The 15777-nt window shown below is 39.6% G+C and carries 15 protein-coding genes; 1 reads left to right on the top strand and 14 read right to left on the bottom strand.

Annotated elements, in window-relative coordinates:
- The 14 genes from ABFC98_06265 to ABFC98_06200 form a co-directional block, all read right to left on the bottom strand.
- Positions 1-1781 (bottom strand): hypothetical protein (locus ABFC98_06265; GenBank protein ID MEN6445635.1); only part of this gene is annotated, 1781 nt, incomplete at its 3' end.
- Positions 1782-1796: 15 nt separating this feature from the next.
- Positions 1797-2429 (bottom strand): energy transducer TonB, encoded by a 633-nt coding sequence (locus ABFC98_06260; GenBank protein ID MEN6445634.1) that lies wholly within the window; start codon positions 2427-2429, stop codon positions 1797-1799.
- A gap of 11 nt (positions 2430-2440) precedes the next feature.
- The gene (locus ABFC98_06255) at positions 2441-2878 is read right to left on the bottom strand and encodes a biopolymer transporter ExbD (protein MEN6445633.1); all 438 of its coding nucleotides are present in this window, start codon (positions 2876-2878) and stop codon (positions 2441-2443) included.
- 9 nt (positions 2879-2887) lie between these two features.
- Positions 2888-3313 carry a biopolymer transporter ExbD gene (locus ABFC98_06250; GenBank protein MEN6445632.1) on the bottom strand — a complete coding sequence of 142 codons (426 nt, stop codon included), beginning with the start codon at positions 3311-3313 and terminating at the stop codon, positions 2888-2890.
- Positions 3310-4071, bottom strand: coding sequence for a MotA/TolQ/ExbB proton channel family protein (locus ABFC98_06245; protein MEN6445631.1), 762 nt, complete (start codon positions 4069-4071; stop codon positions 3310-3312). Before ABFC98_06245 ends, ABFC98_06250 begins: the two co-directional genes overlap by 4 nt.
- Positions 4072-4097: 26 nt before the next feature.
- A complete protein-coding gene (locus ABFC98_06240; protein ID MEN6445630.1) occupies positions 4098-7130 on the bottom strand; it encodes a carboxypeptidase regulatory-like domain-containing protein in 3033 nt (1010 codons plus the stop codon).
- Positions 7131-7327: 197 nt separating this feature from the next.
- On the bottom strand, positions 7328-8374 hold the full coding sequence (gene purM / locus ABFC98_06235) for a phosphoribosylformylglycinamidine cyclo-ligase (protein ID MEN6445629.1): 1047 nt from the start codon (positions 8372-8374) through the stop codon (positions 7328-7330).
- The gene (locus tag ABFC98_06230; GenBank protein MEN6445628.1) at positions 8362-9246 is read right to left on the bottom strand and encodes a PfkB family carbohydrate kinase; all 885 of its coding nucleotides are present in this window, start codon (positions 9244-9246) and stop codon (positions 8362-8364) included. Before ABFC98_06230 ends, purM begins: the two co-directional genes overlap by 13 nt.
- A 5-nt stretch (positions 9247-9251) precedes the next feature.
- Entirely contained in the window at positions 9252-9467 is a 216-nt protein-coding gene (locus ABFC98_06225; GenBank protein ID MEN6445627.1) for a hypothetical protein, read from the bottom strand.
- 2 nt (positions 9468-9469) lie between these two features.
- Positions 9470-10678 (bottom strand): pyridoxal phosphate-dependent aminotransferase, encoded by a 1209-nt coding sequence (locus ABFC98_06220; GenBank protein ID MEN6445626.1) that lies wholly within the window; start codon positions 10676-10678, stop codon positions 9470-9472.
- 15 nt (positions 10679-10693) lie between these two features.
- Entirely contained in the window at positions 10694-11704 is a 1011-nt protein-coding gene (pta, locus tag ABFC98_06215) for a phosphate acetyltransferase (protein ID MEN6445625.1), read from the bottom strand.
- 8 nt (positions 11705-11712) lie between these two features.
- On the bottom strand, positions 11713-13809 hold the full coding sequence (gene glyS, locus ABFC98_06210; protein MEN6445624.1) for a glycine--tRNA ligase subunit beta: 2097 nt from the start codon (positions 13807-13809) through the stop codon (positions 11713-11715).
- A gap of 15 nt (positions 13810-13824) precedes the next feature.
- Positions 13825-14754, bottom strand: coding sequence for a PorV/PorQ family protein (locus tag ABFC98_06205; protein MEN6445623.1), 930 nt, complete (start codon positions 14752-14754; stop codon positions 13825-13827).
- Positions 14744-15217, bottom strand: coding sequence for a PTS sugar transporter subunit IIA (locus tag ABFC98_06200; GenBank protein MEN6445622.1), 474 nt, complete (start codon positions 15215-15217; stop codon positions 14744-14746). The genes ABFC98_06205 and ABFC98_06200 overlap by 11 nt, the downstream gene beginning before the upstream one ends.
- An 81-nt stretch (positions 15218-15298) precedes the next feature.
- On the opposite strand from ABFC98_06200, the gene ABFC98_06195 reads away from it, so the two are divergent.
- Positions 15299-15487 (top strand): hypothetical protein, encoded by a 189-nt coding sequence (locus tag ABFC98_06195; GenBank protein ID MEN6445621.1) that lies wholly within the window; start codon positions 15299-15301, stop codon positions 15485-15487.
- The last annotated feature ends 290 nt before the right edge of the window (positions 15488-15777 follow it).

Raw genomic sequence — 15777 nt, 5'->3', positions numbered from 1 at the left:
TCCCAATAAATATCTATCTGACTGCCGTCATTTGCCATTTCTGCATATACAGACGGAATTTCAGGTGGTTCCGGGGGATTATAGTGAGGGAAAGTATCCGGCTGAGTAACAGTTATCAAGTTCTGTGCTTGTCCATAAATCTCTTTTGCCCAGCGTGCGGACTTTTTAAGGTCTTCTTTATCCTCGCCTGGAAATATGGCAACTACAATTTTCATTGTTTTATTAGGAGCCAGATTCCAACGCTTATAATAGTTTCCATTAGCATCTTGCTGCTCATACGCAGTTGTTCCAGGTTGTGCGCCATAAAAGGAGAATAAGAATCTTGTGTCATTCGGTGATGGTTGTTCCCATTCTGTCTGATCATCTGGACGCATTGCTGTATAATAAGTTGTGTTTGGATTCCGTCCTGTAAGCAACCAGTATTTCTCATTAGCTGTTTTTGTAGAAGGATTTAAATTGCGGGAATTTCTATCATCAGGTCCCTGACCGACTTTCCAATACCAGCAATCGAATACTAACTGTTCAGGATCAGGAGTGCAAACCCTGGCGCCTACTAAACCAGTGCAAAGTCCATTATCACCATCAGCGTCATAAGTATAGGCAAATTCATACCCTTCACCTTTTACATAACCTGATTTATCGTCCGCAGCTTTTTCCGCACCGTAGGTTTGAGGTCCCACATCACTATCCATATATATGCCCATTGCACAATCTTTCAATTCATCCAGATCGTTCATATTGGTAATGTCAAATTCTACATAAACCAAGTTTTTGATATAATCGTAGCTCCATTGATAGCTCATTTGCCGAACTCTTACTTTCAATGGTATATGTGTGTTCACGCCTTTAGAGGAGCCATAATCACGATCTCCATCTGTATTGAAAGGACAGTAGTCGTAGTAAAAAGATATAAAATCCTGTTCGGAAACGGGAGCTCCATCTTCATCGGTTCTACCATCGTAATCATCATCAAAGGGAGCCGAAAAAGCATAGTTATAAGAGGGATCGTTACTTCGGTAGGATAACTCCATAAACCCCAGTGGAAACCATATTTCAGCATTGGTAGGATCGTCCAGAACGGAAAATGAAGAAAGAGAAACATCCCGTAAAAACCTACCACCAAAACCTTCTGCAAATTGAATTGGTAGTTCTGTTCCTACTCTGAAAGGAAAAGTAAAACCGGCGCCATCTTCATCTATCCTGCCATCACCATCATCATCAACACCTCTTTTTTGTTTCCTTATAGAAGCGTAACTAATTCCATCCTGGCTGTTATATAAAGCATAATTATCAGCTTGAGCGGGATTATTAGCAAGTAATGGATTGTAAGCAGGTAAGAATTCGTATAGATCATCATCACCATCAAAACCAACGCTTACTAATGTATCCATTGCTGCAATTTTGGTATTATTATACCGAGGATCAGCATCCGTAATAAGCGTATCGTTACTTGCAGATGGAGGATAAACCAACCAATATAATTTTTGATTCATACTGTTACGACGCTGTTTTTTGGCTCCGAACCACAAAGCTCCCTGATACAAATAATCCATACCACTTCCTCCCGGATATTCCAGAGAAGGATATTGGGGAACTATGTCATCGCCGGAACCGAAGAATCCATAGTTACTAACTCGCAACCAAATGTTTCCCACATTGTGATATTTGGTTAAATCCAGTTTTTTGGTTCCAGTGGAGGGAACTGCCATTGCTCCATAAACAATGCTTAGGGAAAAAATAAGCATTAAGCAAAGACATATTCCTGTTTTATACCGTTTCATAAAAACACTCCCAATTTATTGAATTTTAAATTCTACCGGGATAATGACCAAACAATCAACCGCTTGACCACTGCTTCTCCCGGGTTGAAATTTTACTTTACGCACTGCCTCTATTGCAGCTTCATCTAAACCACCACCAACCCCACGCCGCACTCTAATGTCGCGAATGCTGCCATCTTTCAAAACTTCCACTTCCAGAATTACTGTTCCTTCCAGTTTATTCCTACGGGCAAATTCAGGATAAGCAGGTTCAATTTTGCCTATGACCACTGGTGGATCATCGTAAGGAACAAAATTTACCGGTGTTTCATCTTCTGATTGTTGAGTAGGAGAAGAGGTTCTATAGATATCGCCAATTTGAGTGAGAGCTTCCTGAAAAGCTGCCATATCTACTTCTTCAGTCCCCAAAACATCACTAATCTGAAAAGTTACATTAACATCCACATCAGTTTGAGGTGTTTCAATTCTTTCCCTTTCTTCCGCTGGAATATCTACTAATTCCATCTGTTCTGTCTGAAAAACCTGCTTGCGAACTTCCACTTTGGGAGTAACCATAATGGCAAAAATAAGTAGGGTAAGAGATAAGGCAAGACCTTTGCTGAATTGGGAATTGGCAATGTCTTTCCAGTCCTGATATTGTGCTTTCATCTTATCTCCTTTTATTTCTTCTGTAATGGTTGTGTTTCAAAGGCAACTACCAGAGCGTTTGCATCTTGTAATTGGCGCATAACATCAGACATTACTCCATATTTTGTATCTTTATCAGTTCGGAAACAGACAATCAGTTCGGGATCCTCCGTTTTTTTCCGGATAAGAGTTTGAGATATAAAAACATCTTCAGAACTTTCTATCCGAGTAGGAATATCATCCAAGAGAATTGTTTCGTCACGCATTACATAAATAGTACTTGTATGATTACGAGGAATCCGTTCAATGCTTTCCGCATAGGGCCAACGAGAACGCTCCACCCAAAACTTCTTTTCCTGCACAAAAACGGTAGTAACCATAAAAAACAGCAACAAGAGAAACGCAATATCAGATGTTGATGCTTGGGGAATGGCAACATCCCTTCTTTTTTTCGTGTTAAATTTAGCCATTATATTCTCCTAATTCGTGGAAAGGGATATTTTTTCTATCTTGGCCGCTTTAAGGCGGTCAACAACTCTGATCATCTCACTGTATTTTGTTTCTCTGTCGGTAATAACTTTAAAGATCATATCCGGATTCATTTGCATTTTTTGCTGTATTATTACATCAAGCTCTTCACTCTCAATATAACGAGGTGCTTCTTTGTTAACGGCAATCTGCCCGTCAGGTAGGATTTGGAAACGGGTCATTTCTTTTTCAGTTAAAGTAAGGGTTTGAGTTTTATTACCGGTGGCTTCAGCTTTCTGAGGTAAAACAAGTTTAATACCTTCTTTCACATCAAACTTGGTGGTGGACATAAAGAAGATGATCAATAGAAAAGCGATATCACCTGTAGAAGCAGTTGGTATCATTGCCTTAAGTTTCCTCTTGCGAGAGATTATCATTTTTTGATACCTATATTTTCGGCTAAAACTTCAGTAACTTTTTCTGAAGCTCTCTGCATATCAATCACAACTCCATCTACCATTGTCATAAACACATTATTAAAGAATTGTATTGGGATAGCCACAATCAATCCTGCTTCGGTTGTGATCAAAGCAATCCTGATACCTGTAGCTACAATTGTAGCATCTACGGCTCGAGCAGCGGCGATAGCATCAAAGGCAGCGATCATACCGGCAACAGTTCCTAAGAAACCTAACATAGGAGCAAGCGTAATGGAAGAAGAAAGCTCAATGAACCCTTTTTCCAAATAGCTCATTTCAATCATAGAAGCATTTTCAATTGCTTCATCCACCGCTTCCTTACCTTTGTCCGCTTTTTCCAATCCCGCATAAATAATGGCAGCTACAGGACCTCTTGTTTTACCGGCGATTTCTTTAGCTTCTTCAAATTTCTTTTCCTTAATCAAGGGAATGATCTTATCCAGAAAATTATTTAAGTTCACTTTCCCATTAAGCAAAGCAATGAACTTCCAAATTATGTAGGCCAAACCATATATTGCCAGAAAGAGGATTGGCCACATAGCCCATCCACCATTCTTGAACCATTTAACCAGTCCACTGCCAAATACCAGCTCAGCGAAGTTCTGTAAGCCACCTCCGCTCTTCTCAGTTGCAGCTTTATCCTGTGCATAAGCAATGCCTGCCAATACAAAGGTCATCATCATTATCAGCAGTACTATTACCACGAATTTTCTCATTTTTATCAATTCCTCCTTGGAATAATTTAGAAGTTAAACGAGATTCCCAAAGTTAAGCTCCTGAAATTGTTATAATAAGTAGGATTTTTATAGGCAAGCCCATAAACATAATTTACTTCATCATAAACAAAACCAGGAATATTGGCTTCTTCAAGGTTGTCTCCGCCCCAATAGTAGTTTCCCGTTTTAGGATAAACAGTATATACATTCAGGTTTTTAAACAGATTCTCCACTTCAGCGTAAACTTTGAAACTCATTTTGTTGGATAAAACAAATCCCTTGGTTATTCTCATATCAGTCTGCTGAGTAAAGTCCTTCCTTTTACTATTTGTATCAAGAGCACTACTGGATTCGGTACTTTGTGGTGTGTAAGGTGCTCCAGAAGCAAAAGTCCAGGTTACATTAGCGGAAAAATCATCAAGAGGCAGTATATAATCGGTAAAGGGTATAAAATATTCTTCCCCTCTGGCAATATGGAATGTATAATTGGCGCTTATATTATGGCGCACATCCCAATCCAGTGGGAATTCTCTTAAATTGGTCGATTCATCTTGAATAACAGTGTAAGAGTTATTTCCTTGAGCCCATGCCAGAGAATAGGCAATAGACCAAGTATTAAAATTGGATAGCATTTTTTCTAATTGCATATCAATACCACGAGCTGAGCCGTAATCATTGGAATAATATTTATACCAATAGACGGTCTGTTCAATTTCGCTACGCTCTTTCATAGTACTTACATAATTGTAGAGATTCTTATAATAGGCAGTTAAATCCAGCACATAGTCATCACTCAATTGGTGAGAAAGACCAACTTCATAGGTAACGGTAATTTGTGGTTCCAAACTGGGGTTTCCCACTTGAATCGTTGTTTCTGCATCATTCGCATCTTCAGGTGTCTTGCTGGTAAAGATATATTGCATTTGAGGCAATTGATTTTGGTAATTATAAGCAAAACGAAGCACATCTTTATCAGTGATCGGATGAGATACACCCAAACGGGGAGATATCATAAGCTGGATTTGGTCATCTTTATCAAATTCACGCACTGAATAACTGCCATCATCCTGCGCCACTGAATAGTTTTTACCCAGATACCACAGATCAAAACGCAAACCCGCGTTAACGATCATTCCTTCCCATTCCATTTTATCCTGCAGATAATAAGCCATTTGCCAAGGTTCCGCTTTATAGCCATCTCGTGTTCCGGCAGATGCTTTGGCTGCGGCAAAGTAATCCTGAGGATAATATATTGGTACCAAATCCGCCAGAGAAGTAGGAACTGTCTGAGTTGCAGCTAAGGCATACAATCCCTCGGGAACATTATCACATATCAAATCTTCATTTGCATCAATATAATCGGCAAGATCGTAATCTCGGACATCAAAGATACTATTCAGATAATTTGTGCGGCGTTTGTCATCAATCTTCAGATAATTTTCCAGCTGATTCTTCTTGATGTTATGTTTGATAATCTCCAGACCTGTTTTTGCCATATGAGTATCATTTATCTGCCATTCAAAATCTGCTCGAGCGCTTAAAATATCAGTAGTATCATCGATAAATCTGCCGTAAATAGTACCGGGAGGATTATATCCAGGAATATTTCTTGGTTCTTCAACACTTTCCAAACGATAAACCCAATAACTGGCAGGCAAAAATCCCTCATCAAGAACATTATCGTTATCGGCGTCTATGGATGTATAGCCATAATTCCCCAAAGAAACCATATCAACATAGTTCTCAGGAATATTATTGGGATCTATGGTCATATACATATAATTGTTTCTATCTATGCCCCTGGGACCTTGATAACTATCTTTTTGATAATAGCTGGCTTTAATTTTTAGATTCATCCTGTCATTGATTACATCATCATAAGTACCGATATATTGTCTTTGAGTTGTTTCTTCCTCTGCATAATGCTGTAGAGCATAGCGCCAAGAATTATCATATAAATAGTTTAAACTTCTATCCCCTCTAACCGCAAAAGTGGCAATTTGCCCTGGCTTGAAGGCATATTTTGTTTTTAGGTTAACATTATAAGCATTGTAATTTCTATTTCCGATATCGATGCCCAGAATATTATCCCGATCAGCATAAGGATCATAAACATCATACTCGGTATCTAAAAGTGATCTGCCTTTAATGCTATAATCAATGTTGGGATTGCTGACATAATAATCTTTTAACCGTCCATCCAGCCATTCACCAGAACCATTAAGATAATAAGTGAATTTCTCACGCATCTCCTGAGAAGAAAAAGGTATAACGGGACCTCCAATTGCTACTTTCAATACATCGGAATTTCTGCTTTCCAAGAAGAGATGATCGTTATTATATTCTACTTTACCAGAATAAAAGGGATCTCCATCTTTGGTAACAATATTTATTACACCGGACTGGGCGTTTCCATATTCAGCTGGAAAGCCACCCGTCATTACTTTCATATCTTTTATCGCATCAGTATCAACTTGTAAAGTGGCTCCACCATCCACAGGATCAGTAACACTCATTCCATCAACGGTATAATTGACTTCGTTGGCTCTGCCTCCGCGAATATGCAATTCACCCCCAATATTTGATACACCAGGTTGGAGAGCGACAATATCGGTTACATCGGAGACAGCGGCATCGGTCATTATATCCATCTGGATATTTTTGGCGCTGCCGATTCTGTTTTTATCCACTTTATCTTCTTTGGCGGTAACGGTAACCGCTTTCATCTCTATCCCGCTTTTATTCATAATGGGAGAAAGCGAAGTTGTTTGATCTACCTGAATCCGAACATCATTAAAGGTCATCGTATCATAACCAATTAAGGAGAACTTAACAGTATAGACGCCGGGAGGAATATTGATTATTATTACCGTTCCCTTTTCATTTGTCTGACCACCAGTGATGCGTTGATTTCCTTGCATCACAACTATATTTACAAATCCGATCGGACGACCTGAATTATCACGCACTCGGACTGCAAGTTTACCTGTGGTAGCGGCTTGAAGGAACCCTACCCCAATAAACATTAATATTAGCAGGATCAATGCATATTTACGCATTGCCAACCTCCCTTTTTTATGGGTGTTATTCATAATGTTTCGTTTCTTTACAAGAACGATTCGGCTTTTTAAGCAATAATCAATTCTTCGTTTAAAACTCTCTCTCTGATGTATGCAAAATCGTCAAGAGGTTTTTTTATAATTTAATCTGAAATTCATTTTAAGCAAGCATAAATTGAAATAACATAACATTTTATTCATCTCTTAAAATATAATGCTACTCTCGATTTATGCGAATCAAGAACTGTCAATTCGCCCACATAACGGGTCTCAGGTATTTGCAGGAACTTTTCCACCGCTTGTTTTTTTACAATGCAAAGCATTCCTATCCCCAGATTAAAGGTCTCCTGCATAACGCTCTGCTCAATATTTCCGGCATTTTTTATCCATTTAAAGAGGGGAGGAATATCTTGATCTTTTAGTTCTATGGAGGCAGAGATATTTTCCGGTAGAATTCTTTTTAGGTTACCGGCAATTCCTCCACCCGTGATATGGGCAATGCCTAATAGATCAGGATCGGACAAATAATTCTTCAGGAAAGGCAAATAGCTGCGATGAATGCTTAATAGCAATTCTCCCAAGGTCTTTTGGCAATCTTCAATATAGGAATCCAAATCTAAATTCAGTTTCTCAAAAACAATTTTCCGCACGAGAGAATAGCCATTAGTGTGTAAACCACTGCTTGGCAAAGCAATAATTATATCCCCGGGCTTCATTCCTGCTCGGGGAAGCAATTGTTCTTGTTCTACCATTCCCACAATTGTCCCTGCCAGATCAAAATCCTTTTCGTTATAAATTCCCGGCATTTCTGCCATTTCACCCCCGATCAAAACACAGGAATTTTGTTGGCAGGCAAGAATGATGCCTTCAATAATATCTTCCACTTTTTCGGGAATCAATTTTCCTAAACCGATATAATCCAAAAAGAACTGAGGAATCGCACCTTGAACCATAATATCATTTACACAGTGATTTACCAAGTCCTGCCCAATTGTCTTATATTCATTTGCCAGCTTGGCTATTAGAACTTTTGTCCCAACTCCGTCGGTACTGGAAACGAGGACGGGATTTTGCCAGGCATTTTTATCTATTTTATATAAGCCGCCAAAACTGCCTATTTCACTTAAGACATTACTATTATAGGTAGTGCGCACTTTATTTTTAATCGCTTTTACGGTTGCTTCGCCAGCAGCTATATTTACGCCGGAACTTACATAATTCAAGTTATCGTTTAGGTTGTCCATTTAATCAGAAGTTCCTTGGATTTATCAATTTCCTCTTTGGAAATACCATTTAACCCATTTACACTAAAATCAGAAACATTCATAGCCGCAACAACCGTTCCATACAAAACGGCTTCTCTGATGATCGCATGATTGATGATATCAAAGTTTGCCAGATATCCCATAAAAGCGCCTGCAAAACTATCTCCGGCGCCAGTGGGGTCTTTAACTTTTGCTACTGGGTAAGCAGGAGCAAAAAACATATCATTATGGGAAATTGCCACCGAACCGTATTCCCCTCTTTTTACGATAACCCATTCAGGACCCAAAGATAGTATATCCTTAGCGGCAGAATAGATATCCGCTTTATGGGTATAGTCCCGAATCTCATCTTCGTTCATAAAAACGATGTTTACTTTTCGGAGCACTTTTTCTATTTCTTCCGGGCACAGGTTTATCCAATAATTCATTGTATCGCAAGCTAAATGAACATAACCCGAAACCTGATTTAGCACTTTTAATTGCAAAGCTGGGTGAATATTAGCCAGTAATAAACTGCGGCAGCATTTACAGCTATCAGGAAGCTGAGGGGCAAAATCTGCAAAAACATTTAGCTCGGTGGATAGTGTTTCCACTCTATTCCAATTTAGATAATTGCCACTCCAGCGAAAGGTCTTGCCTTCTTTTACTTCCAGCCCGTCAAGATTGATGCCATTCTTTTGTAATAAATTCAAGTAATCAATCGGGAAATCCATACCTACTACACCGACAATATGAGTATCCGTAAAATGCGAAGAGGATATGGCTCCATAAATGGCAGAGCCACCTAAAGCATCACAGACCTCACCGGCAGGAGTGGAAATGCTATCCAGTCCTATCGAACCAACGATCACTAAACTCAAGGTGTTTTCTCCGTTTGCAGAGTATCCGTTTTTACAGTGTCCGTAACACTTGCAGAGGGAGTTACCGTTACCCTTTTAGAATTTCCCAAATGATTCATAACATATAATATGGCAACCAGAGCAATAACCATAATAATCAGTTTAGGCCAATTATATGCTTTCTTGCGTTTTTCTTGCCAGCGGTCATTCATTTTATCGTTAAAATCGTCCATTTTCACCTCTCAGATCTTAGTTCTGCCAGAAAGGAAGCAAAACGATGTATTCCTTCTTTGATGTTTTCCATACTGTTAGCATAAGAGAAACGCACGGTTCCTTCCATTCCAAAAGAATTTCCCGATACTAAAGCGACAAAATATTTGTCAAGCAGTTTAGCACAGAATTCATCGGATGTTTTGATATTTTGGTTATTATTTTGCAGATACCAATTTATCCCCGGCATCAGATAAAATGCGCCTTGCGGTTTAAAACAGGTTATCTGGGGAAGTTTGATTAATTCTGCATACAGAAAATCTCTGCGGCGCATAAATTCACTACGCATCTTTTCAATGGAATCGTCCTCTTCTTTTAAAGCCGTTACACAAGCATATTGGGTAATGGAATTCACGCAAGAAGTTGTATGTTCTTGAACCATTCCAGCGGCAGCAATAATTGGAGCGGGACCGGCAGCATAACCAAGACGCCAACCCGTCATTGCATAAGCTTTGGATACTCCATTTATGACAACGGTTCTTTCTTTCATTTCTTCGCTGATGGAGGCAATGGATATATGTTTTGCCTCGTCATAAACCAAGCGTTCATATATTTCGTCAGAAATTACCAAAATGTTATATTTAATACAAATCTCGGCTATAGCTTCAAGTTCTGCTTGCGTGTAAACTGCGCCGGTTGGATTTCCGGGAGAATTTAAAATAAGCACTTTAGAGCAGGGATTTTCGGCGATGGCATTTTTTAGCGCAGTGGGTTTAATTTTATAGCCATCTTCTTCGCGAGTGGGTATATAAACAGGTTCAGCATTTGCCAAAGCGACCTGATAGGGATAACTTACCCAATAGGGGGCTGCCATCAAAACTTGATCTTTTGCATCGCATACGGCAGTTAATACATTTACTATGGATGCCTTGGCTCCGGGGGAAACTAAAATTTCCTTAGGCAAATACTTCAGATTGTTATCCTTCAGCAATTTGTCACAAATTGCCTGTCTCAATTCCGGAATTCCAGCATTATTGGTATAACGCGTATGATTATGGTCAATAGCTTTATGAGCAGCAACTTTAATGTATTCCGGAGTGTTAAAATCTGGTTCTCCCACACTGAAACTGATCACATCAATTCCAGCATCAGTCATTTCTTTTGCCTTTGCGGACAAGCTAAGCGTCGGCGAGGGCTTAATCAATCGGCAGCGGTTGGATAGTTTAATAGCCATCTTAACCTCCATCTATCATTTTTTTTGTTTTTTATTATGTGCAGCTAACAGTAAAACATAGGCAACGGTATTAACGATATCTTCTACAGAACAACCTCTGGATAAATCACTGGCGGGAGCATCCAGACCTTGTAAAATGGGACCTATTGCCTTTATTTTACCAAAGTATTGAACCAGTTTATAGCCAATATTTCCTGCTTGTAAATCGGGAAAAATAAAAGTATTGGCTTTACCGGCAATAGAACTGCCGGGCGCCTTTCTTTTTGCCACTTCAGGAATGATAGCGGCATCCACCTGTAATTCACCGTCAAACTCAAAATCCACTTTTCTTTCCGTCAAGATGGCTTTTGCTTCAATCACTTTATTGATCAGTTCATCTTTAGCGCTGCCTAAGGTCGAAAAAGAGAGCAAAGCAACTTTGGGTTCATCTCCAATAATTGCTTTCCGCGTTAAAGCAGTACTTATAGCTATATCGGCAAGCTGTTCAGAAGTTGGATTGGGAACTACAGCACAATCGGCAAATAAAAAGACCCGTGCCTCACCCCTAAAATCTGGAACGGGCATAATAAAAGTACTGGAAACGGTTTTTAAACCGGGCATAACTCCAATCACTTGTAAAGCGGCTCTTAAAACATCAGCCGTGGTATTGGCAGCTCCGGCAACCATTCCATCCACTTTTTTATCTTTAACCATAAATGCACCAAAATAAAGGGGATTTCTAACCGTTTCCAATGCTTGGCTTTCAGTTATTCCTTTATCTTTGCGTTTTAAATAATATGCTTTGGCATAAGCAGCAAGGTCATCCGCGGTCTCAGGATCTATAATGGTAATGTTTTTCAGTTCTATTTTCAAGGCAGAAGCATCTTTCCTAATCTTGTCTTCTTTGCCCAATAGCACTATTTTTGCCAAACCTTCTTGCCCAATTTGAGCGGCAGCGGTTAACATACGGGAATCAAATGCTTCCGGCAATACAATACTACCGCAGGTCTCTTTCGCTCTTTTTTTTACATCATCTAAATTAAACATAATATTTCCTAACTATCCGTTTCCGAAACTATCAGTGACAGATCGGCAACTCTTAAAAATTCTTTTTTTACTTCTTTCAGCAAGGAATGTCTATTATTACGCAGTTCCATATCATCACAATTTACCAACACCGCATCAAAAAAGTTATCTATCACTTTTCCGAAATCAATCAGCAACTGCAGAGCCAGGGAATAATCCTTTTCCTGCAAGGCAGCATCGATATTTTGATGCAGAATTTGTAATGCTTTATAAAGTGCAATTTCTTCCGGCTCGCTTAATTTGTCAATGCTGAAAGGGACAAAATCAACGGTATCGGCAATAATATTGGCGGCTCTTTTAAAGCCGATGACCAAATGGATAAATTCTGGTTTGCTTTTCAATTCGTTCAATGCCCTGGCTCTGTTTTCCAGATCATAAATATGGCTTTTATCGATGTGCATAACGCTATCTATTACATCATAAGCGATACCGTTTGTTTTCAACAAGCCCACAATTCTTTGTTCCAGAAAAGCAGAGAGATTTATTTTGGCGTCATTTTCCGTTTCCGTCTGCTCGCTGATTAGTTCCAATGCTTTATCTGCCAAAGAAAACAGATCTATATCCCATTTTCGGGAACTAATAATTTGCACTATTCCATTGGCAGCACGCCTAAGAGCAAAAGGATCTCCACTTCCAGTAGGCAACATACCAATCGCGATAATTCCAGCCACAGAATCCATTTTATCGGCTATAGCCACTAAAGCTCCGCTTAAAGAGGCAGGCATATCATCTGCAGATCCGCGGGGCATATAATGTTCATAAATGCCTTCCGCCACTTCTTTATCTTCACCTGAAACCAAAGCATACTGTTTTCCAATATAGCCCTGCAGTTTAGTAAATTCTTTTTCTCCCAGCATATTGGTGACTAAATCGGCTTTACAGAGTTCTGCACAGCGCAGCGCTCTCTTTTTTTCCTCCAGCGTAAGCTGAAGTTCTTCAGCAAGATAGCTAACCAGTTTAATTATCCGCTTGGTTTTGGAAGCCATCGTTCCCAATTTTGCCTGAAAAATAACCAAATCCAAATGCTGCGTCCAATATTCCAAAGGGTATTTCGTATCTTCGTTCCAATACCACAAAGCATCTGCCAGACGGGCATTCACCACTTTTTCATTGCCTTGTTTTATTACCTGTGAAGCAGCGGGATCTCCATTGGAAATAAAGACAAACTTATTGCTTAATTCACCTTTCTTATCCTGCACGGCGAAGTATTTCTGATTTTGGCTTATGGTGCTGATTATAATTTTGGCAGGCAAGGAAAGATATTTTGCTTCAAATTCACCCGAAACCGCAGTAGGATATTCCACCAAATTTACCACCGTTTCCACTAAAGCATTGTCTTTTATAATCTGGTAATCGCCTTCCGGAAAAATTTGTTTTAGCTGTTTTATTATTTCCTCTCGGCGTTGTTCTCTATCGGCAATCACTTTAAATTCCAACAGCTTGGGTAGATATTCCGCAGCATTATGAATCGTAATAAAATTATCCAAACCCAAATAGCGATTTCCAAAACTGACATTCCCACAAGGAATACCCCAGAAATCAAGATGGACAGGACTCTCATTCCACAAAATCAACAACCATCTTAAAGGACGGGAAAAAGCAAAAGTGGGCTCTTTCCAAATCATCTTTTTTTCAAACGGTATCTGTGAAATCATCTCCGGAATCCATTTCTGCAGCAATTCCACAGTTGAATTCCCCGGTTTTACATATTTAACGGCAAGAAATTTGCCTTTATCGGTCTCCTGAATCAAAACAGCGCTTTCATCCACCTGATTCTTTTTCAGAAATCCTTTGCCCGCATTGGTTAAATTACCTTCCTCGTCATAAGCGAGACGCATTGCGGGACCTGTTTTTACAATTTCCTCATCCAGTTGCTGAGCATCCGGCTCCATAACATCTAAAAATATCCGGCGGGGAGTGCCACTAACTATATAATTGAGACAGTGAAGTTTATTCTCTTTTAAAAAGAGGGCAAATGCTTCCTTCACACTTTTGCAGGCAATGGTTAATTGTTTTTCGGGAAGCTCTTCCACTCCCAATTCAAGTAAAAACCTGTTTTGTTCCAAATGTAACCTATTACCTTAGTTTAGATTATAGCGTAAGCTAACTTGATTGGTTAAGCCCAAATCACCATAAGAGGATATTGCATAGTCAATTGCGTAATTTTTCCAGAGCCAACCCAGCCCCAAACTGATTCCGGAAGTCCAACCCATACTTCCACCCATCGAATAATCACCGGCATTTGTCTTGAAACCGCCTCTCAAAACAAGCGCAGGATGGATGCGTTGCTCAATGCCAAGTTTGCCTATGAAATTTTCTCCCGTCGCTTTAGTTAAATCTATATTCAAAAGAGAATTAGCACCTGCATTTATGCCCAAACCGACCCCGTAGGTAACTGGGATGCCTTCAGAATATTTATTATCGGTATAATGGCTTAATTGAAAACCCAGATTGCGCGCACTAAGACCCACTTTAACTCTTTCATTGGGCGTATGATGTAAAATGCCAACATCGATCAAAGCGGCAGTGGCTGATTTACCATCAATTTGATCCAGAACAAGTTTTACGCTTCCACCTGCATCCAAAGCGGGGCTAACAAATTTTGCCACGGCAAAACCGGCTGCGATATCTTGCGCACTGAATGTATCATCCAGTTCAATAAATTCTCCATTAGGTCCTATATCCGTTCTATCAATGGAACCGGAATTCCAATAATTTAGATAAAATCCGTAGGAAGTATAAATGTTTTTGGGAACTACATAACCGACAGAACCACCTCCGGAACCGACAAAATGGTCTGCAAGCGTTGTGAATGCACCTTTATTTTCTATGCGAATCAAGGTTGCCGGATTAAATTGCATTCCATCAAAATTCATATTTCTACCAAGCATTGCCTGCCCCATCGCATTTGCCCGGGCAGAATATATTATCTTCAAAGTGGAAAAACCGGTAGTTCCGGCATCCTGATGTTGAGCCATTAAAGGCATTAAAATAAGAAAGCTAAACGCCAAGCTGAGTGCGTAGCTTTTCTTCCAGAACCTGAACTTTTCCATATAAGTCCCTTTCATCATTGGCTTGCAATAATGCTTCACGGTTTTCTTCTTGCCTCAAAAATTCTGAGAGCGAGCGTAATATCTTCATATAGTCCTGATTCGAACTTTGGGGAACGGCAATCATAAAAACCAGATTTACCGGCAAATTATCTAAACTGGAAAATTCCAATCCCTTGCGTATCATACAAACAGCTATTCTTAAACAACTTACCGTTAAATCTCGCGCATGCGGAATTGCTATTCCTCTTCCGATACCCGTACTCATTATTTCTTCTCTTCCTTTTACTGCCGCCAAAAAACGATCGGGAAAACTTAAACAACCGCTTTCTGAAAGCAGGTCTGCCATATATTGCAGGCAGGCATTTTTGTTATCAAACTTATCTACTATTTTCACTATCTCCGGCATAAAAAGCTTGTTCATTGTCTCACCATAAATTTTTGTAAAATGCACTTTTTTTTTAAGTGCCGTTATCGTCAACCAAAATTCTCCCTTTCTTGGTCAGTGCCAAGTTCGCAAATGGGAACTGACTTCTCTCAGAATTATCAATTGCTGATAACCTATATCACTTCTGTATCCTGCCTTCTTTTTGCCCCTCTACCGCTCAAGAATTTCCCGAACGCTTCCCGAATGGCGATACGGGATGCTTATGGGATGCTTACGGGCAGTTTCAGGGTGGCAAGTAAGAAATGAATGGGAACCAAAGAAAAATTGACTTTATGTCTGTAAGCAAGGAGGTGAAAAATTACTTCAAAGATTACATCCAGAGAGATTCATAATTGTAACGCAGTAGCCAATTTAATATAGGTGCGAAAAGAGTCGGAAAGGGTCTAATTAAACCAAATGCTGCCTAAAGATTTTAGCACTTCCTTGCTATAGACACAAACCAAATAAGGGACTGCAAAATAAGGCAAAATCCTTTTCTCCTACGGGTAAAATAGGCAGTTCATTGAAGGGTGGCTACCGATAAATTATAAGGCAAA

It is taken from the genome of Candidatus Cloacimonas sp., assembly GCA_039680785.1.
GTDB lineage: Bacteria > Cloacimonadota > Cloacimonadia > Cloacimonadales > Cloacimonadaceae > Cloacimonas.
Note: the sequence above shows the minus strand (reverse complement) of the source record. Positions and strands in the feature narration are given on the sequence as shown.